Genomic DNA, 19,437 nt, shown 5'->3' on the forward strand with positions numbered 1-19,437 from the left:
AATTACTCAGCAACAACCTTCTGCTCTTCGGGGCGGGTGATCTTGGTGCGCATGATGGTCTCGTTAAGAGACAGCTGGCGGTCAAGTTCCTTGGCGGTTTCCGGCTTGGCGGTGAAGTTCACCACGGCGTAGATTCCTTCGGACTTCTTCTTGATGTCGTAAGCCAGACGGCGACGGCCCCAGATGTCAACCTTTTCGATGGTTCCACCATCGTTGGTGATGACGTTCAGGAACTTCTGAAGCGACGGCTCAACGGTACGCTCTTCGACCTCGGGGTCGATGATTACCATCAATTCGTAAGGACGCATATGTGAACCCACCTCCTTTGGGCTAAGCGGTTACGGCATTTCCGTAACAGGAGGTTCATTTGCGATGCCGTGCAAGGCCCCGCCGCCGGAACGGAGGCAGGACGCAGCACAGACTTCAATATCTTAGTGCATTTGGACCGGATAGGCGATTCGCGCTTGACTCAAGGCTATCGGCCATGATGGTGCAGCTTGCACGGCGAATGCGGCTATGTGGAAAACCCTCGGGTCGCTTATGACGCCGGACCGGCACCCACAGTCACATCCTTGCTGCCTGCGTCGTCAGCTGCTGTGCCCCGGCCGCCGTTCCGGTAACGCCAGACGCCGATTACCACCACCACGGCAGCCAGGCCCAGCGAGAGGAACAGGGATTCACGGGTGGACTCCAGGATCAGCATGCCGATCAGCAGGGCCACGATGCTGGCGATGGCCACCCATGTGAGGTAGGGGAAGAGCCACATCTTCAGTGCCAGGTCCTTGGCAGCAGCGCCCATGCGCCTGCGCAGGACCAGCTGCGAGGAGGCAATGACCAGCCACACGAACAGGGCGATGGCACCGGAGGTGTTGACCAGGAACAGGAACACCGTATCCGGGGCGATGTAGTTCAGGCCCACGGTGACGAATCCCACCACGGTGGAGGCGAGCACTGCCGCTGCGGGCACTCCACGCCTGGAGATCTTTGTCCAGGATGCGGGGGCGTCGCCGCGCCGCGAGAGGGAAAAGAGCATGCGGCTGGCGGTGTAGAGGCCGGAGTTCAGGCAGGACAGCACGGATGTGAGGACCACAATGTCCATGATGGTGCCCGCACCCGGGATACCGAAGAGCTCGATCACTGCCACATAGGGGCTTTTGGCAACACTTGCGTCGTTCCACGGCAGCAGCGTAACCACGATGGCAATGGAGCCGATGTAGAACACCAGGATGCGCCAGACGGTCGACTTCACGGCCTTCTTCACGGCATCCACGGGATTCTCCGACTCACCGGCGGCGATCGTGGCGATTTCGGCGCCAAAGAAGGAGAAAACCACCACCAGGATGCCGGCCAGCACTGCCCCCGGGCCATTGGGCAGGAAGCCGCCGTTCTCGACCAGGTTGCTCAGTCCGGGCGCGGGAACGCCGGGCACGAGCCCCAGGATGGCAGCCACGCCAAACAGCAGGAACAGCACGATCGCGGCAACCTTGATGGAGGCGAACCAAAACTCGAACTCCCCGTAGGACTTCACGGAGCCCAAGTTGGTAAGGGTGAGCAGGACCATCAGGATCAGCGCCCAGACCCATTGGTCAATGCCGGGAACCCAGCGGTGCATGATGGCTGCGCCCGCAGTTGCTTCGATGCCAAGCACGATGATCCAGAACCATGCGTACAGCCAGCCGATGCTGAACCCGGCCCACCGTCCAAGCGCCTTATCCGCGTAGGTGGAGAACGAGCCCGTCTCAGGGTTGGCGGCGGCCATTTCGCCGAGCATGCGCATGACCAGGATCACCACCACGCCGGCAGCCATGTAGGCCAGCAGGATTCCCGGCCCTGCCTGTTGAATGGCCGCACCGGAGCCGACGAACAACCCGGCACCGATAACGCCGGCTATCGCGATCATGGACAGGTGCCGCGGTTTGAGCGACTTGGCTAATTGCTGGTCAGCGGGCATGGGTGCGCCGTCCTTAGGTTTGCTCGGAGGGGATGGCACCAGGCTCAGCACGGACCAAGACAGCGCCGGGAACGTGCCACCCGGTACAGTCGATCACAGGTTTCTCCCACCCTAGACGTGCCATCCCGGCTCCACGACAGTGCAGCGGCACAAAAACCACTGTTCCGGATTGGGCGGGTTCCTATTTTGTGGGCCCTTGATGAACCAGATGATTCCTGTCGGGCATATGCGAAACCCTGATGAAATCTTCGCCTAACGGTAGTGGCATACGGTGACGTGCCGCCAGGGGCCGGATGCCGAAAACGCTACGGAACACTTCGGAAGAACAGCTCTGTCACAGCCGCCAGCATGTGAGGATCCTCCACCCCGCACAGCTCCCGGGCAGAGTGCATGGAAAGCAGCGGAACGCCTACGTCCACGGTCCTGATGCCCAGGCGCGTGGCAGTCAGCGGGCCAATGGTCGAGCCGCAGGGGATCGCGTTGTTGGACACAAACTCCTGGTACGGGACGCCGGCTTCGCCGCACAGCCGGGCCCAGAAAGCTGCCCCGTTGGCGTCCGTGGCGTAGCGCTGGTTGGCATTGATCTTCAGCAGCGGGCCGCCGTTGAGTACGGGGTGATTAGCGGGGTCGTGCCGCTCGGCGTAGTTGGGGTGGACGGCATGCCCGGCGTCCGCCGAGACACAGAACGACGCCGCCAGTGCCTGCCGCCGTTGGCCCACGGTGGCATCGAGGCCGTCCGAGATGCGCACCAGCACATCCTCAAGGATGGGCCCGCAGGCCCCTGAGCGGGAGTTGGAGCCGATCTCCTCGTGATCGAAGGCAGCAAGGACTGCGATCGGCCCACCGGTGGCCGCACTGCCAACAGAAGAAGCGTGGCCAATCAACGCCACCAACCCCGCATGGGTGGCCGAAAGGTTATCCAGCCGCCCGGACGCGAAGAACTCCCCGTTGCCCCCGAAAACCGCAGGTGCCTGTGTGTCTGCCATGACGACGTCGTACCCGCCAATCCGGGCAGGGTCCACGGCAGCACCGGGAACATGGGAAGCCAGCACCGCCAGCACGTCAGAATCCCCGGAATTGCCGAGCCCCCACACGGGATTCATGTGCCGCTGCTTGTCCAGCGTCAGGCCCTCATTCACGGCGCGGTCCAGGTGGACGGCCAGTTGCGGGAAGCGAAGCATGGGACCGGTTGCCGTCAGGTGCTCGGTACCGTCCAGCATGACCAGCCGCCCGGCCAGCTGCAGCTCCCGGTCCAGCCAGGAGTTCAGCAGGGGCCCGCCGTACACCTCCACCCCGGCCTGCAGCCAGCCGTGCGCACCAATGCTGGGCTTGGGCTTGAGCTTGAAGGACGGCGAATCAGTGTGCGCCCCCAGGATGTTGAACCCAGTGGTGGGTCCGGCGCCCTCGGGGACCACCCAGGCGATCAGCGCGCCGTCGCGGATGATGAAGAATGAACCGGTACCGCCCTCCCAGGGCTCCAGCTCATCCAGCCGGACAAACCCGGCGTCCAGCAGCCGGCGGCCCGCTTCGTGCACGGCGTGAAAGCTCGACGGCGATGCGCTGACGTAGTCGCCAAGGTCCTGGATGTGGTCTGCAGCGGAGGATGAAGAAGGCATGCTCCCGAGTCTAGAGGGTGACGTTGAGCCCCGCCGTGTAGCCTGCCGCTGCTGATCCGGTCATGGTGGCGAGCTGGTAGATGCCGCCGTCGTTCCTGAACACGCTGTCCGACTGCAGGGTAGTGCGGCCCATGCTGCGCCTGCTCGCCTCGTAGCCCGGGGAGGCATAAACGTCGTCGCAGGACGCCTTTGTGAGCGCAATCTGCGAAACGGCCAGTACCTGCCCTGCCGCCGTCGCGTTGTTCATCGACTCGAACACCTCGAAGTGGATGTGCGGCCAGCGTCCGGGGTAGGCGCCGGGGAAGATCGACGTGAAGGTAGCCTGGCCGTTGGCGTCCGCTTCCTGGACGCCGCGCAGGTAGTTTTCGTCCGTTAGTTCCGGGTCGTACATCGAATACCTGCCTTCCCGGTCGCAGTGCCACGCATAGACGGCCGTCCCGGCCAGCGGGACGCACCCGTTGGCGTTATCCAGCAGCGTCAGGGTGAACGTCAGCGGTACCCCTTCGGCCCTGGCGGTCCCGGTCCCGAAGCTGGATGCGATGTCCCGCCGCACTACTCCCGAGGCTTCCAGCAGGTTGGGACCGTTCGAGCCGTCGGCCGGAAAGGGCCCGGCCGTTTCCCGCGGAATCTCCACGCCGCACTCGGCAATGGCCCGGGTCAGGGTGGGTGACGGCGACCCGGACACAGCAGCACCGCCCGACCCTGCGGTTGCCGGGGCGGCGGACGACGTCGCAGGGCGGGCACTGGTGGGCGGCCCGCCAGGGGTGCAGGCAGCCAAGGCAGCGGCGGCACCGCCTGCGCCCAAGAACATGCCCAGCGACCGGCGGCTCATGATGGTGGACAGGTCGAATTCAAGCCCGCGGTCGTGGTTTGGGTGGGGGACATGGTTGTTCATGCCACTATCCAACCGCCCCGCCTCCCGCCTGCATAGGGTTTCCGGCGTGAGCGTGCGTCAGTAGTCCGGGTTGCTGGGAACCACCAGGCCGGTTTCGTACGCATAAACCACTGCCTGGACGCGGTCGCGGAGGTGGAGCTTGGTAAGGATGCGCCGGACATGCGTTTTCACCGTGGCCTCGGACAGGAAATACCGGTGGGCAATCTCCGCATTGGACAGGCCCTCGGCCATGGCCTGCAGCATTTCGGTCTCCCTGGGCGTCAGGTCGGCCAGGAGCGGATCGGGTGAAGGAGCCGACGGCACCGGCTTGGCCGCACCGCGGACATACGTTTCCAGCAAGCGCTGGGTGATTCTGGGTGCCACTACCGCGTCCCCGCTGGCCACCACGCGTACCGCGTTGATCAATTCCGACGGCGCAGCGTCCTTCAGCAGGAACGCAGATGCGCCCGCCTGGAGACCCGAGAAGGCATACTCATCCACATCGAAGGTGGTCAGGATAATGATCCTGCAGCAGGCTCCGGATTCCGTGATGGCACGTGTCGCCCCGATACCGTCCAGCACGGGCATCCGCACATCCATCAACACCACATCCGGGTTCAATTCCCGGACCTGGCGGACGGCTTCTGCGCCGTTGGACGCTTCACCCACGATCCGCAGGTCATCCTCGCCCTCGAGGATGAGCCGAAAACCCATCCGGAGCAGCGGCTGATCATCCACCAGCAGGACGGTAATGGCCTGATTATTGGTCATGCTTTGCCTTGGAGTTCGTAATTAGTGAGGGACTCGGAAACATCATCGCCAGGCCAGGTAAGGACGGCGTGCACTCGCCAGCCGCGCCCGCTGCGGCCGGCTTCCACCGTGCCTGCATAGATCCGGGCCCGTTCAGCCATTCCGGTGATTCCCTGGCCGGTGCCGTAGGAGCCGTGTCCCGCGGCAGGCGCCGCGCCGTCGCCAGGGGCGGGATGCCCTGGAACTCCTGCGCCGTCGTCGAGCACGTCGATGGTGACCGTTGAACCCGTGCGGACAATCGAGACGTCCACGCGCCCCAGGGAACGGCCGTAGCGGAGCGTGTTGGTCAGTGATTCCTGGACAATCCGGTACACGGTGAGCTGGAAGGCGGCATCGTCGGGCAGCGCCGGACCCGTATGGGAGTAGTGCAGGGGCAGGCCCGCGGTGCGGAACCCCTCCAGCAGCTTGGAAAGGTTGTCCCCCGCAGCCAGCGGTGGCGGCGCCGCTGCCCCCGCATCATCCCGAAGGACACCCAGGACACGCCGCATGTCGGCGAGGGCGGTCCGCCCGGTCCGGGACAGTTCACCCAGCACCTCACCGGCGCGATCCGGACTTTTCCGGACCACGACGGCGGCGCCGTCCGACAAACTGATCATCACCGTCAGGGAGTGGGCAACGACGTCGTGCATTTCCCGTGCGATCCGGTTCCGTTCGTTCACCGACGCGAGCCGGGCGGTCCGGGCCGCCCACGCGGCAACTTCCTGCTCGTGTTCCCGCCGTTGCCGGACCGAGATCCCGATGCCGGTGGCGATGAAGTTGGAGAGGGTGATGGTGGCTCCGGTGGCGATGCTGGTCAGCAGGTGGAAGTCGCCCGGGTTGACTCCGGTGTCGTTGACGAAGGAGTTCTCCATCGGGCCGACGGCGGCCAGCAGGTAGAGAAGGGCCAGCGGCGCGGTGGCCACCGCCATGGTGATGAGCGCGAAGCGGCGGGTGTGGGCCACTGCCACGGCGTACAGCGAGAACCAGAGGCCGGCCGACACATTGGAACCCCACGGATGCAGCAGTGTGACCGCCACCTCCGCCACGGCGACAAAGGCAACAAGGCCCACGGGGTGGAAACGGCGGAGGAACAGCGCCGCGGCCACCGCTACCAGCAGGGCGATGGCGGGCCAGTTGCCGGACCTGGTGGCGTCCACCACCGTGGGTGCCACCAGCAGGCTGTAGCTGATGGCCACCACGCCGTCCATCACAAGGGGATGCCGGTGCAGGTAGCGGCGGACGTGCCCCCTGCGCCTGGCGGTGAGCTCGGCAAAGGACGCGTCGGCCTGTCCGGCCGGCGCGTCCTTTCCAACTGCCGTTTCTGTCATGGTCCTGGTTCTTGGTCCCTGTTTAGACGTCGCGTTTCTTCAGGACGATCATTGCGGGGACCAGGAACAACAGCACGTAGCCCAGGAAGATCAGGCCGCCGTGCCAGGGATCGATCACGCCGTCTGTGTGGCCGATGGAGAGGAAGCGTCCGCCGGCCTCGCTCGGAATGTACTGCGGAACGTACTTCCAGAATTCACCGGGGATAAGGGTCATAAAACCGGCGGCGATGGAGAGGACAAAGAACATGGCCACCAGCACCGTGATGCCGCCGGCCGAGTTGCGCAGCAGCGTCCCCAGGGAAAGGCCGATCAAGGCAACGCCGGCCACATAGAGGCCGCCGGTGAAGATGCTGTACAGCACGCCGTCGGTGGACCAGTCCAGGTCGAAGCCCATGCCCTGGAACACGGGCATGGCGATCAGGAAGGTTGCTGCTCCGGCGATGGTGGTGATCACGTAGGAAATGACCGCAAGGATGATTGCCTTGGCCACAAAAGCGGGCGTGCGGCGAGGTACGGCGTTCATGGTGGAACGGATCATTCCGGTGGCGTATTCGGAGGACATAAAGAGCACCGCCAGTGATCCGAGGATCAGGATGCCGATCTGCAGGCCTGCGTTGGGCAGGTTGTAGAGGTCGAAGCCGGAGCCCGGCGGGAAGGACGCCTCGAGCATTTCTGGCGCCATCGTCTGGCCCTGCTCCCTGGCGCTCCGGATCATCTCTTCGAGGTAGGTGTAGCGGATCAGGACGGTCAGCGCGCCAACGCCGACGATGGCTGCCAGCGTCAACAGGAGCAGGATTCGGGTGGACATCAGGGACCAAAGCTTGATCCATTCAGACCGCAGGACGCCGCCAAAGGTCACGCCCCGTGTTCCCGCAGAGGACCGGGTGGGGGCGGTACGGGTTTCAGTCATGGTGCTCATCGTCCTTACTTTCCTGCCGCTGCCGGTGCGGCCACTGCGGGTCCGCCGGTCAGGTGCGAGTGGTATTCCACTTCGTCCTTGGTGAGGTCGAAGTACGCGTCTTCAAGGGAGGACATCTGTGGGGTCAGCTCGTACAGCAGGACGCCGTTGTCCAGGGCCACCTGCGCGATCCGGCGGGAATCCATTCCCATGACCTCAAGGGTTTCGGGCTCGCTTTGGTCCACGGTGACACCGTCCCCTGCCAGGAGGGCAGAGAGTCGCAGGGCCTCGCTGGTGCGCACGAGGGTCCTGGCCTGCCGAGTTCCGGCAATGATCTCCTTGACCGGTGCATCGGCAATGATCCGTCCACGGCCAATAACGATCAGGTGGTCAGCGGTCTGCGCCATTTCGCTCATGAGGTGCGAGGACAGGAAGACGGTTTTGCCCTGGTTCGCGAGGTACCGGACCAGGTTGCGGACCCACAGGACTCCCTCCGGGTCCAGGCCGTTGACGGGCTCGTCCAGGATGAGCGTCTGGGGATCGCCCAGAAGCGCGGCCGCGATTCCCAGCCGCTGGCCCATACCGAGCGAGAAACCGCCTGCCTTCTTGCGGGCCACCGCCTCCAGGCCGGTCATCTCGATGACCTCATGGACCCTGGTCTTGGGAATGCCGTGCGTGGCGGCCATGGCCAGCAGGTGGTTGTAGGCGCTGCGGCTCGTGTGCACGGCTTTGGCGTCCAGCAGCGCCCCCACCTCGTGCAGCGGTGCCTTGTGGTGTGCGTACGGCAGGCCGTTCACGGTGACGGAACCCGACGTCGGCCGGTCCAGGCCCATGATCATACGCATCGTGGTGGATTTACCGGCGCCGTTGGGGCCCAGGAAGCCCGTGACCAGCCCTGCTTGGACGGTGAAGCTGACCCCTGCCACGGCGGTTTTTCCGCCATAAACCTTGGTCAGGCCTTGTGCCTCAATCATGTGTTGTTCCTTCGGACGGCGGCAGATGGCTGCGGCAGATGTTTTTGGGACGCTTGTGTATCCACCACGCTACCGATGCGAAGCCCTGTTTTCGCCGGTCTCAGGGATGATTCAGGGGTGAACCGGGGTAGTCCCCCTGGATGAGGCGGCGTCCCCATCAGGGGAAGGCTCTGTCAGGGGCGGGGGGAGTAGTAGGCAAGCGCCCGCGGCCGCACCCTGTATTCCACACTGCGAACGCCGGCCAACGCCTCGCCGTCGACCGCCAGCACCAACGGCGATCCACCTGCTTCGATTCGCACCTCGCTTGCCTCCGACACATGGGTGATGCCTGAGGTGGCAACCGTGCCGGTCAGCACGGACCAGAGCAGCCGCAACCGGGCGAAGGATTCGTCTGCCGTGATCATGCGCACGTCCAGAACGCCGTCGTCCATCACGGGCCGCAGCAACGGGGCATGGTCCCGGGGGTAATGCCGGCCCCGTCCCACGTACGCGATCCACACCTTGTGCAGCCTGCCGTCCACCGCGAGGGTGGTGGGGGTGCCGGCAGCGAACGTGCGGAACATGGCCACTACTCCGGCGAGGGGCTTTCCCATTGCCGGCTGCAGCTGCTCCCGCCGCCGCACGAAGTTGGGATACACGCCGACGCTGGACGTGTTGAGCATCGTCACTTCCGCTTTTTCGGGCTTCCCGGCCACGCCTCGCTCAACCGTCACGGCCCCGACGTCGGCCAGGGCAGCTTCGCCGTCTGACGCCGCTGCCAACGCTTCCCTGAGGCTCCCCGTTCCGGCGTCGCGGGCGAAGTGGTTGATAGTTCCGCCGGGCAGGACCAGCAGCGGGATCGAGCGCTCGATGGCTGCCGCGGCCGCCGCACCCACCGTCCCGTCACCGCCAAAGACGCCAAGTGCAAGGGTCCCGGGACGATCAGACGCGCCGCCAATTGCGCCGAGCAGGTCGTCGTCCGACTGCACCGTCGTTATATACGCTTTGGGGAATACTTGCTGAAGTGCGGCAGCTGTCTCCTTGGTGAAGGAGCCGCCCAAAGTGTTAACCACGATCGCCAGCCCTTCCCCCTCGGGCAGTCGTGGCGCAGGGGTCCAGGTCCTCGCAGTCTGGGGGAACGGGGGGCGTACCGGCCACCACCGCTTGGTGACCAGGGCCGCGCCGGCACCAATCGCGGACCCGAACAATACGTCCGAGGGCCAATGCGCCCCTGTGTGGACCCGCGAATAGGCCACCGCCAGCGCCGCAGGGGTCAGTGCCGCGCCCAGGGCAGGCTTGACCAGGCCTGCCCCAACTGCGAACGCCACAGCCGACGCCGAATGGCCGGACGGCATGGACGAGCTTTTCGGTTGCGGATGCACGAACCGGAACACGGGAAGGTGCTCCGGGAGCGGGCGGGCACGGGGCAGCAGGGTCTTGAAAACTCCGTTGGTAACGGCGGAGGCCACAGCCTGCGCGATCAGTCCGTGAAGTGCTGCGCGGCGCGGCCTGCCCGGGATGGTGGCCAGGACGGCGGCGATGCCCATCCACAGTTCTCCATGGTTCGCGGAGGCTGACAGCCGGCGAAAGAAGTCGTCATGGTTTCCGCCCGGCAGCTTCGATACATACCGTAGAAGGTATCTGTCTGTGCGGCTGATCCACTGGTGGCCCCGGCGCCATTTCCTGTGCATGCCCTCACCCTACCGCCGCCGCTGGAGGGCCACCGCGGAATGCCGGGTTCCCCGCAGGCCTTACTTGAGCTTTAGCGGCCTGGCTGCGCCGGCGAGCAGGAGCGCGAGGAGGATGGGCGCCAGGATCGCCAGCAGCGCGAGGTGGATTCCTGTGAGGTCGCCCAGGTACCCGAGCAGCGGCGGTCCGGCCAGGAACGAGGTGTATCCGAGTGTGGACACAACGGAAACCCTTGCTGCTGCATGCTGGGGGTCATCGGCGGCAGCGGACATCCCCATCGGGAAGGCCAGGGCCGCTCCTACACCCCAGAGCGCCGCGCCTACGGCCGCGAGCCACACGTTGCCTGCAAGCACGAAGAGGCAAAGACCGGCGGCTGCCGCTGCCATGCTGGCACGGAGGACGGCAACCCGGCCGTATGTGTCGATGACACGGCCGCCCAGGAAACGCATCGCTGTCATGGCCAGGACGAAGAGCGCGAACATCAGGGCGCCGGTGGACTCGGAGGTGCCGAGGCCGTCTACGGACGCCTTGGCAATCCAGTCATTGCCCGCACCCTCGGTCAGGGTGGCCCCAAGGACAACGACGCCGATGAGCAGCGTCCGGCTGTCCCGCCAGGCGGACGGGCCCCTGGCAGGCTTAGTCTCGCCCTCGGCCGGCGATGGTGCCGGGATGTGCGGAAGGAAATAGCGGGGAGCAATCATCGTTACCAGCAGCACGATGCCCACAATGACCAGCAGGTGCACCGGCAGGCCGACTCCCAGATTCGAAAGGCCTGCTCCAATCAGTGCGCCCAGGAAGGCCCCGCCGCTGAATGCAGCATGGAACTGGGGCATGATGGTCCGCCGGAGCTTGTGTTCAACGTCGGCCCCTTCAAGGTTCTGCGACACATCCCAGAGCCCAATGGCGATGCCAAAAAAGAACAACGCGACAGCCGTGCCCGGAATGGAGGCGATGGAGAGGGACAGGGCTATTCCCGCCCCGGCCACCGAGGCCAGCAACCCGCCGAACCGCACGGTGTTGGCTGTGCCGATCCTGCCCACTACCCAGCCGGCCGTTGGCAGGGCAAGCAAAGAGCCGATCGCGGTGCAAAGCAGCAGGGTACCCATCTGGCCGGAGGTTATCTGCAGGGTTTCGGTGACCGCAGGGATCCGCGCTGCCCAGCTGGCGAAAACCAGGCCGTTAATGCCGAAGACAACGAACGTGGCGGCAGCCGCTGCCTTCAGGCCAGCCTGCTGTGCCGTTCCGGTATTTAAGCTCATACATTCACTACTTCCACAGAGTTGTCATCGAGTCGCCGTTGTTCTTCAGGGCTGAACTCTTTGTTGGTGACCATGATGTCCACACGGTCAAGGCCGCCCACAAGGGCCCTGGCCACCGCGTCCCATTTGGCAGCGGAGGCGGCAAGCACAACGCGGGAAGCTGATTCGAGACCAGCCCGCTTTACGGCTGCGTCGTCCAGGTCGTGGGCCAGGAGGCCGTCCCGAAGGCCTACCGCGCAGGGCGTGACAACTGCAGTGTCGAAGCGCAGGGAGCGGACGTTCGATTCCGTGAGCGGGCCCCGGAAGCTCAGCTCGCCGGGGACAAGGCTTCCTCCCGGCAGGAGCAGCGTGGGGCGGATTCCGGCGGCGGCGGATTCCTCACCCGCGAGGACGTTGAGTGACCGGAGTGACATCGGCATGACGGTCAGGTCCCTGCTTACCAAGGCCCGGGCCACCTCCGTGGCGGTGCTTCCACTGTCCAGCCAGACATGCTCACGGTCGCGCAGCAGGCTTGCTACAGCAGCTGCGATGCGCTTCTTGGTGTCCTGGTCCTCGAGTTCACGCTGGCCGTAGCCTGGAGTTTGGCCGCGGCCGATGAGGCTCCGCGCCCCGCCGTGAACGCGACGGAGAACGCCGTTGGCGGCCAGGACTTCAAGGTCCCGCCGGATGGTTGCTCCCGAAGCGTCGCAGGCGAGAGCCAGCTCGTCCACCGTCACCTCGTGCCGCTGGCGAAGCAACTCCGCAATAGCGCGGTGCCGGTCATCCGTCCTCATGATCAAATGATAACAACTTCTGCTCATTTAATCAGAAGCTAACCACGACGCTCTCTCACTTGATGCGGCCTAAACGCAAACGCTCTCTCACTTACCGCAGGAAAACGGCCAACGCTCTTACACCTGTGCAAGAGCGTTGGCCAAAAACGTGCAGGAAGTGAGAGGGCGTTTCGTTAGCGGGCGCGCTCCACGCGCTTCTCGTCCCACACCGGCTCTGCGGACTCGTACACCTTGCCATCCGATCCGAACACCAGGAAGCGATCAAACGTACGGGCAAACCAGCGGTCGTGAGTCACGGCGAGGACCGTGCCCTCGAAGTGGTCAATCGCCCGTTCCAGTGCCTCGGCCGAGTGCAGATCCAAGTTGTCCGTGGGCTCATCCAATAGAAGCAGGGTGGCACCGCTCAACTGCAGGAGAAGGATCTGGAACCGGGCCTGCTGCCCGCCGGAAAGGGACTCGTACTTTTGCTCCGACTGCCCTGCAAGCCCATAACCGTCCAATGCCCCGGCTGCTGCCTCGCGGCCCAGGCCGGACCGGTGTTCGTCACCGCGGTGCAGGATTTCCAGCAGCGTCTTGCCCAGCAGGTCGGGCCGGACATGCGTCTGGGCAAAGAACCCGGGCCGGATCCTGGCACCGAGTTTCACAGTGCCCTCGTGCGGCACTTCGGCGATGAGACTAAGCGGCTCCGGCGAGGGCCCCTCCCCGAGCTTGCGAGGGGTGGGAGCCGCAGACAGCGCGGACACGGGCAGGTGCTCCCGTTCCGGGTCCGTGCCGCCCGTGGCCAGCAGCCGCAGGAAGTGACTCTTACCCGAACCGTTTGAGCCCAGCACGCCTACCCGGTCCCCAAACCACACCTCGGTGGAGAACGGCTTCATCAAGCCGGTGAGTTCAAGCTTCTCCGCCACGATGGCGCGCTTGGCGGTCCGCCCGCCCTTGAGGCGCATCTTCACGTTCTGCTCGATGGGCAGTGCCTCGGGCGGCCCGATTTCCAAAAACTTCGCCAAGCGGGTCTGGGCTGCGTGGTACCGGTTGGCCATGTCGGAGCGGAACGCGGCCTTGTTTTTGTACATGTTGACGAGTTCCTTGAGCTTGATGTGCTCCTCGTCCCATCGCTTGCGGAGTTCCTCAAAGCGGGCGTTGCGGTCCGCCCGTGCCTCCACGTAGGAGCCGAACCCGCCGCCGTGGACCCAGGCTCCGGCGCCGCTGATTCCGGGCTCCAACGTGACGATGCGCCCCGCTGCGTTGTTCAGCAGTTCACGGTCGTGGCTGATGAAGAACACCGTCTTCTTCGATTCGTTCAGCTTGTCCTCAAGCCAGCGCTTGCCCGGCACGTCCAGGTAGTTATCCGGTTCATCCAGCAGCAGCAGGTCATCCGGGCCGGCAAAAAGCGCTTCCAGCACCAGCCGCTTCTGTTCACCGCCGGAAAGACTCGACGCCGGACGGTGCTGGGCGCGGTCAAAGGGGAGTCCAAGCGCGGCCATGCACACTTCGTCCCAGACGGTCTCAACGTCGTAGCCTCCGGCGTCTCCCCAGTCGACGATGGCTTGGGCATAGCGCATCTGGCTGGGTTCGTCGTCGTGCTCCACCATGGCGAGCTCGGCGTCGTCCACCTCGTGGGCCGCCGCTGCCAGGGCGGGCGGCGCCGCGGAGACCAGCAGGTCGCGGACGGTGGAGCCGTCGCGGACCTGGCCCACGAACTGGCGCATGATGCCCATGTTCCCGGAGCGGCCGATCACGCCTTCGTCGGGAACCAGATCCCCGGCGATGATCCGGAACAGGGTCGTTTTGCCAGTACCGTTGGGGCCGATCAGGGCCGTTTTGGTGCCGTCCGGAACCTTGAAGGTCACGCCGTTCAGCAGTTGGGTGCCGTCGGAAAGGAAGTAATCGATACCGGAAACGTCAATATGGGCCACGTATTCCATCTTCCCACGGCGGCCCAGCCACATTTTTGTCAAGCTGTGCAGGGCTGGAGGTCCGCACACCCGGACAAAAACTCTAGCCCGCGGCGGTCAGGAACTTTTGCAGCAGCGGCCCCGACGTTGTTGCCCCCAGTCCGCCATCCTCCACAAAAACGGCTACGGCGAGATCGCCTTGTACGGCGACAATCCAAGCGTGCGTCTTTGGCGGATTCTCTTTGCCGAACTCGGCCGTGCCGGTCTTGGCTCCAACCGGGGCACCCGGAACACTGGACAGGAAACCTGCGTGGCCGGACGTCACCACGGCCCGCATCATGTCCGCCAGGGACGCCGCCTCCTCGGCGGTGATGGGATTCTCAGAGGCCTGGGACGGAGCCTCAGCGGTCGCCGTGGCGGAGGGCTGCGCCGCGGGAGCAGTGGAGCCGCTGGTCGTTCCCTCGGCAGCGGCGCCGGAGTCGGGATTCAACACCAGCTGCGGGGCAACCGGCGCACCCTTGGCCACGGAGCCGGCCATCATGGCGGCGGCCAATGGTGACAGCAGCACCTTTCCCTGGCCGATCATCGAAGCGGCGTGCTCAGTTCCCGCGGCCTCCCCGGGGACAGATCCCAGGAAGGCGGCGGCGCCGAGCGTCGGCGCTTCGACGGCGAGGCCCATCGCCATGGCGGCTGCTTCAAGCTGACCCTGCGAAACGGTGTCACGGGCAGCGATGAACGCTGTATTGCAGGAGTGGGCAAAGGCGTCACGGAGCGTCACTGAACCCAATGACCCTTCCGGGTACCCCTCCGCGTTTTTGAAAGTCCGTCCATCCACCGTCAACGTGGGTGTGCATTCAACCTTCGACTCAGGGGTCAGCCCGTTGCGGAACATCGCCAGCGAATCCACCATCTTGAAGATGGAGCCGGGCGCGTACTGGCCCAGCATCGCTGTGTTATAGCCGTTGCTCCCCGGGCCGGAGGCGGCCGCCAGGACAGCGCCGCTTGAAGGCCGGAGCGCAACAATCGCAGATGCCGGTTCCACGCCTTCCAGCGTGCTCTCCGCCAGCGACTGCAGCGTGGGATCCAGGGTTGTCTTCAGTGGGGTTCCCGGCGTGGGCTTCACTTCAAAAAGCACCCGGCGCGGATCGGTTGCGGCGGACTGGATCTGTTCCCTCGTCAGGTCGGCGCGCTGTGCACGGATTACGACGGCGTCCGTCCCCCTGAGCTGGTCGTCGTACTGCTGCTGGAGGCCGCCGACGCCGGTGACATCACCGGCTGTCAGCTCGCCGCCGGATGCTTCGATCTGCTCAGCCGTGGCCTCGCCCACGGAGCCCAGGACGGCTCGGGCAAACGTGCGGCTGGGAGCCAACGGCATGGAGGCCGGGATGGCGCGGGCCCCCGGAATCGCCGCAATCTGCTCATTGGTGATGGTGCGGCCTTCTTCCCGCAGCGTGATCGCTGAAACAAAAGCTTCGGCACCCGCGGCCTGTACCTGCTGGACGTAGGCGGCCGGGTCCACTTTGACAAGCGCTGCCAGCTTGGTGGCGGAATCAGCAGGATCCCCAGCCCCAAGCTGGGGCTTATCAATACCCACATTGACCACAGGTCGGTACGTCACCAGGGGTACGTCACCGGCGCCCAGGATGTCGGCGCGCTGGGGTGACTGGGAGCCTTTAGTCAGGATCTCGCTGTCGGCCAGGTCCGGCGCCAGGGTGGCCGGATCCCAGACGGTCAGCCATTTGTCCCCGGACTTCTTGAATTTGGCGGAGACGGTGTACTTCCATTCGGCGCCGCCGAAGTTCCAGGTGTAGTTGAGCGGTGCGGACGCGTTGTCGCCGTCGAGGGCCAGTTCGCCTGCCTCAACAGCGGGCTTCTGGGGATCCAGTGCCGCAAAAACTTTTTTCAGCTGGTCATTTGCAGCCGCGGCATCCTTGCCGTCGAAGGGCACCGAGCCCACATCCAGTCCGGCTACTGCCGCGGCCAACTGCCCCGCAGCTGCTTCAGCGCCGCTCCTGCCGTCGTCGCAGGCAACCAGCGACGTTCCGAGAATGACGGCAGCGATGCCCAAAGAAAGTTTTGTTGATATCCCCATCGCGCCATTATCTCCTGCTTTTGGGGTTACTTTGTCACGCCCTTCTGCAGTGCCTTCAAGACGCGAAACTGGCGGCACTAAGCCTCCGCCAGGCCCAGAGCCGGGACGGAAAGGCCGAACATGTCCCGAAGGGCATAGTTGGCGGCATGGTAGCCCGGCATACCTGTAACACCAGGCCCTGGCGGGGTGGAGGATGAACACAGGTAGACGCCGCGCAAGGGGGTACGCCACGGGACCGTTGACACGACCGGCCGCTGGACAAGGTTCAGCATGTCCATGGTGCCCGCGCTGAAGTCCCCGCCGACATAGTTGCGGTTGTACTTTGCCAGCCCGGCAGCGGTGATGGCCTTGGACTCCACCACAAGGTCCCGGAACCCCGGCGCGAACCGCTCCAGCTGTGCAGTGATGGCCTCAGTCATGTCCCTTGTCGATCCGGAGGGGACATGGCAGTAGGCCCATAGGGTGTGGTGTCCGGCGGGGGCGCGGCTGGAGTCGAAGCGTGACTGCTGGGCCACCAGGACGTAGGGGCGGTCCGGGTGCCTGCCCGCACTGACGTCGTTCTCAGCGCGTGCCACCTCGGCACGGGTGCCACCGAGGTGCACCGTTCCGGCGTCGGCCAACTCCCTTGCCGCCCACGGTACGGGTCCCGAGAGGATGTAATCCACTTTGCACGAGCCATTCCCGTACCTGAACGATTCCAGCGCCCCCCGGTACCGTGCAGGAAGGACGTTACCGGCCATGTTCAGCAACCCTTGCGGGGCGACGTCCAGCAAGGTGGTGCGTGCGGATCGAAGGTCCTCCAGCCGGTCGATGGGTGCATCGGTGTGGATGACACCCCCATGGGCAATGATGTCCTCCGCCAAGGCGGCAGCTATTGACGCCGATCCCCCTTCGGGGATGGGCCACCCGCCGGCATGCCCGAGCGCCCCCAGCATCAGCCCCGCTCCGGACGCTGCGAAGGAGGGCAGATGGGAGATGGCATGGGCGGCAACCCCGGCCAGGAGGGCGGGTGCGGATTCTTCCTTGAACCGGGCATTCCACAGTCCGGTTCCCTGCTCCACGGTCCTCAACCCGAACAGCCCCGCCGCCAACGGGCTGCGGGGGATGCGGATCAGCTGGTTCTGGGTGAAGTCCATAACCCCGTCGATGTGGTCCACCAGGGGTGCCATCAGTCGCCGGTAGGCAGCACCGTCGCGTCCCAGCCCGTCAGCCGTCCGGTCCAGCGACCGGTAGGCGAGGGCGGCCCTGCCACCGTCAAGGGGGGACCCATAGGACAAGTCGGGGGTTATCAGGTTCACGCGGCGGGACAGTTGGAAGGCCTTGAAAAAGGGTGAAGCCACTGCCATCGGATGCACGGCGGAGCAGATGTCGTGGAAGTACCCTGGCCGCATCAGTTCGCTGGTCCGGGTCCCCCCGCCGATGGTTTTGCCGGCCTCGAAGAGCTCCACGGACAGCCCGGCCCGCGCCATGACCGCTGCGGCCGCAAGCCCGTTGGGCCCGGCGCCTACTACCGCTACGTCAGGCATTGGAACCCTTCTTCCATGGCAGGAGGGAGTCTGAACGTCCCCGGAGACCTAAGCGTAGCCAGTCGGGTGTGCCGGCGAAGGGACCGCCGTGGGGATCATCAAGATGATGCCGGCGGATGGGGTCATAGTCCGGGTTGTAGATGTCCCAGGTCACGCGCAGCATCAGGTAACCCACCGCAGCCATGTGAGCCGCCACGGCCAGGACATAGTAGGGCATATCCAGATTGTGCTGGGAAGAACCTGCACTGGTCACCTGACCAAGGTACATCCACACTGCTGCCCAGTGCAGGCCCTCAATCCCTTGCCAAATCAAGAAGTCACGCCATTTGGGCCGCGCCAGCGCAAGGAGGGGGATCAGCCACACCACGAACTGCGGGGAATAGACCTTGCTGGTCAGGATAAACGCCGCCACGATCAGGAAGGCCAGTTGGGCCAGACGGGGGCGGCGGCCGGCGGTCAGGGCGACGGCTGCAATGGCCAGGCAGGACAACAGGAAAAAGCCAAGCGACAAGAGGTCGACGGCGGCAGGGCTGAGTTCCGTCCATCGCAGCCTATTTGCCACGAGGTCGTAGGCGAACCAGGGCGAACTGTAACCGGCGTCGCGGTCCGCACTGAACCGGAAGAAGTAGGCCCAGCCGGCAGGGTTGGCAGCGGCGAAGGGCAGGTTGGCGGCCAGCCAAGAGACGGCGGCAGCGCACGCCGTCACCAGCAGGGGCCGGAATCGTCCAGTCCGGAGGGCCAGCAGCAGGATCGCGCCAAGGACAAGCAGAGGGTACAGCTTCGTCGCCGCCCCCAGCCCGATGAAGACTCCGGCAAGCACCAACCGCTCCCGCGAGAAGAAGTACATGCCCAGGGCGAGCAGGGCTACTGCCCACAGATCCCAATTGATGGTGCCGGCCAACACGATGCCCGGTGCCAAAGCCACCATGGCAGCATCCCAGGGCCTTCGGCCGGTCATCCGGGCGGTGGCCAGGACCGCGACCACCGTGACCGCGGCCAGAAGGGCGACATTGATGTCGAAGTAGGCGAGGACACGTGAATCCGATATCCCGGTCCCGGGAACGAGCCATGCCGTCACCCCCGCGATCAGGGCGATCAGGACCGGGTACTCAAACTGGCTTCCGGCACCAAGGATGGGAAAGGTTCCTTCTGCCAGTCCACGGTTCCGAAAAAGCTCGGGAAAGTCCGAATAGCAGGTGGCGTAGAACTGCGTGGGGGATTCCCAGCCGTTGACGCGGCAATATCCTTTGACCAGGATGCCTGCAAGGGCCGCCAGGACCGTGAGCAGTATCAGTACACGTTCAACGGTGAAGATGCCCGGGGATACGATGCCCGGAGCAGCCCTGCTTCCGAGGGGGCCGCCGACGACCTCGGTGAAGTTGCGCAGCAGGACATCGCTGCGGCTGGGTACTACCAGGCGGGTCCGCCCTCGGTGCTCCGGCGGCTGGGTCTCCTCCATGCCATCGAGCTTACCGCCGCTGCCTGACACCGTCGGGAGAGGCCCCGCGAGGAGCCCACGCGTCGCCGCGTGGGCTCCTGCACTGGCACTGAGATGCGCCCATGTCATCTCCTGGGGGCGGACGGGCGGGCGGTTAGCGCATCCCGCCCAGCTGCTGGTGCATCAGGAGGAATACGTCTTCCCGCTGCTTCTCCAGCAGCGGGCGGTTGAATTGCCTGCGGCTGCTGCGTCTCCCGCGTGAAGTAGACAGGAGTTTTTGAAGCTTCTTGATCAATGTGCTCACCTTCTATTCGAACTGATTGGCCCGCCAACTGGGCGCGACAATTAAGCCAAATTCC

At 65.0% G+C, this 19,437-nt stretch carries 16 protein-coding genes; all 16 read right to left on the reverse strand.

Annotation, left to right across the window (positions count from 1 at the left end; genetic code table 11):
- Positions 1 to 2: 2 nt before the first annotated feature.
- Positions 3 to 308, reverse strand: coding sequence for a 30S ribosomal protein S6 (rpsF, locus tag M1D32_RS19830; RefSeq protein WP_015939036.1), 306 nt, complete (start codon positions 306 to 308; stop codon positions 3 to 5).
- Between the two features lie 230 nt (positions 309 to 538).
- Positions 539 to 1,951: an amino acid permease gene (locus M1D32_RS19835; protein WP_458780303.1), complete on the reverse strand. Its 1,413-nt coding sequence runs from the start codon at positions 1,949 to 1,951 to the stop codon at positions 539 to 541.
- A 305-nt stretch (positions 1,952 to 2,256) separates the two neighbouring features.
- Positions 2,257 to 3,567, reverse strand: coding sequence for a M18 family aminopeptidase (locus tag M1D32_RS19840; protein ID WP_458780304.1), 1,311 nt, complete (start codon positions 3,565 to 3,567; stop codon positions 2,257 to 2,259).
- 10 nt (positions 3,568 to 3,577) lie between these two features.
- Complete coding sequence (locus tag M1D32_RS19845) at positions 3,578 to 4,462, reverse strand: intradiol ring-cleavage dioxygenase (protein WP_458780305.1); 885 nt, start codon at positions 4,460 to 4,462, stop codon at positions 3,578 to 3,580.
- Between the two features lie 57 nt (positions 4,463 to 4,519).
- On the reverse strand, positions 4,520 to 5,212 hold the full coding sequence (locus tag M1D32_RS19850; protein WP_458780306.1) for a response regulator: 693 nt from the start codon (positions 5,210 to 5,212) through the stop codon (positions 4,520 to 4,522).
- Positions 5,209 to 6,558: a sensor histidine kinase gene (locus M1D32_RS19855; protein ID WP_458780307.1), complete on the reverse strand. Its 1,350-nt coding sequence runs from the start codon at positions 6,556 to 6,558 to the stop codon at positions 5,209 to 5,211. Before M1D32_RS19855 ends, M1D32_RS19850 begins: the two co-directional genes overlap by 4 nt.
- Positions 6,559 to 6,580: 22 nt before the next feature.
- Positions 6,581 to 7,477, reverse strand: coding sequence for an ABC transporter permease (locus tag M1D32_RS19860; protein ID WP_458780308.1), 897 nt, complete (start codon positions 7,475 to 7,477; stop codon positions 6,581 to 6,583).
- Positions 7,478 to 7,482: 5 nt separating this feature from the next.
- Positions 7,483 to 8,430 (reverse strand): ABC transporter ATP-binding protein, encoded by a 948-nt coding sequence (locus tag M1D32_RS19865; RefSeq protein WP_458780309.1) that lies wholly within the window; start codon positions 8,428 to 8,430, stop codon positions 7,483 to 7,485.
- 173 nt (positions 8,431 to 8,603) lie between these two features.
- The gene (locus M1D32_RS19870) at positions 8,604 to 10,100 is read right to left on the reverse strand and encodes a phosphatase PAP2 family protein (RefSeq protein ID WP_458780310.1); all 1,497 of its coding nucleotides are present in this window, start codon (positions 10,098 to 10,100) and stop codon (positions 8,604 to 8,606) included.
- Between the two features lie 60 nt (positions 10,101 to 10,160).
- The gene (locus tag M1D32_RS19875; protein WP_458780311.1) at positions 10,161 to 11,357 is read right to left on the reverse strand and encodes an MFS transporter; all 1,197 of its coding nucleotides are present in this window, start codon (positions 11,355 to 11,357) and stop codon (positions 10,161 to 10,163) included.
- Positions 11,354 to 12,130: a DeoR/GlpR family DNA-binding transcription regulator gene (locus M1D32_RS19880; RefSeq protein WP_458780312.1), complete on the reverse strand. Its 777-nt coding sequence runs from the start codon at positions 12,128 to 12,130 to the stop codon at positions 11,354 to 11,356. The genes M1D32_RS19875 and M1D32_RS19880 overlap by 4 nt, the downstream gene beginning before the upstream one ends.
- Before the next feature lie 173 nt (positions 12,131 to 12,303).
- Positions 12,304 to 14,043, reverse strand: a complete 1,740-nt coding sequence (locus M1D32_RS19885; protein ID WP_458780313.1) for an ATP-binding cassette domain-containing protein — start codon at positions 14,041 to 14,043, stop codon at positions 12,304 to 12,306.
- A gap of 82 nt (positions 14,044 to 14,125) precedes the next feature.
- The gene (locus M1D32_RS19890) at positions 14,126 to 16,114 is read right to left on the reverse strand and encodes a penicillin-binding transpeptidase domain-containing protein (RefSeq protein ID WP_458780314.1); all 1,989 of its coding nucleotides are present in this window, start codon (positions 16,112 to 16,114) and stop codon (positions 14,126 to 14,128) included.
- A 77-nt stretch (positions 16,115 to 16,191) separates the two neighbouring features.
- Positions 16,192 to 17,640 carry a phytoene desaturase family protein gene (locus tag M1D32_RS19895; RefSeq protein ID WP_458780315.1) on the reverse strand — a complete coding sequence of 483 codons (1,449 nt, stop codon included), beginning with the start codon at positions 17,638 to 17,640 and terminating at the stop codon, positions 16,192 to 16,194.
- Positions 17,633 to 19,099, reverse strand: a complete 1,467-nt coding sequence (locus M1D32_RS19900) for a glycosyltransferase family 87 protein (protein ID WP_458780316.1) — start codon at positions 19,097 to 19,099, stop codon at positions 17,633 to 17,635. The genes M1D32_RS19895 and M1D32_RS19900 overlap by 8 nt, the downstream gene beginning before the upstream one ends.
- 133 nt (positions 19,100 to 19,232) lie before the next feature.
- Positions 19,233 to 19,382 carry a hypothetical protein gene (locus M1D32_RS19905; RefSeq protein WP_458780317.1) on the reverse strand — a complete coding sequence of 50 codons (150 nt, stop codon included), beginning with the start codon at positions 19,380 to 19,382 and terminating at the stop codon, positions 19,233 to 19,235.
- Positions 19,383 to 19,437: the final 55 nt, after the last annotated feature.

This window comes from Arthrobacter sp. D3-16 (genome assembly GCF_054408515.1).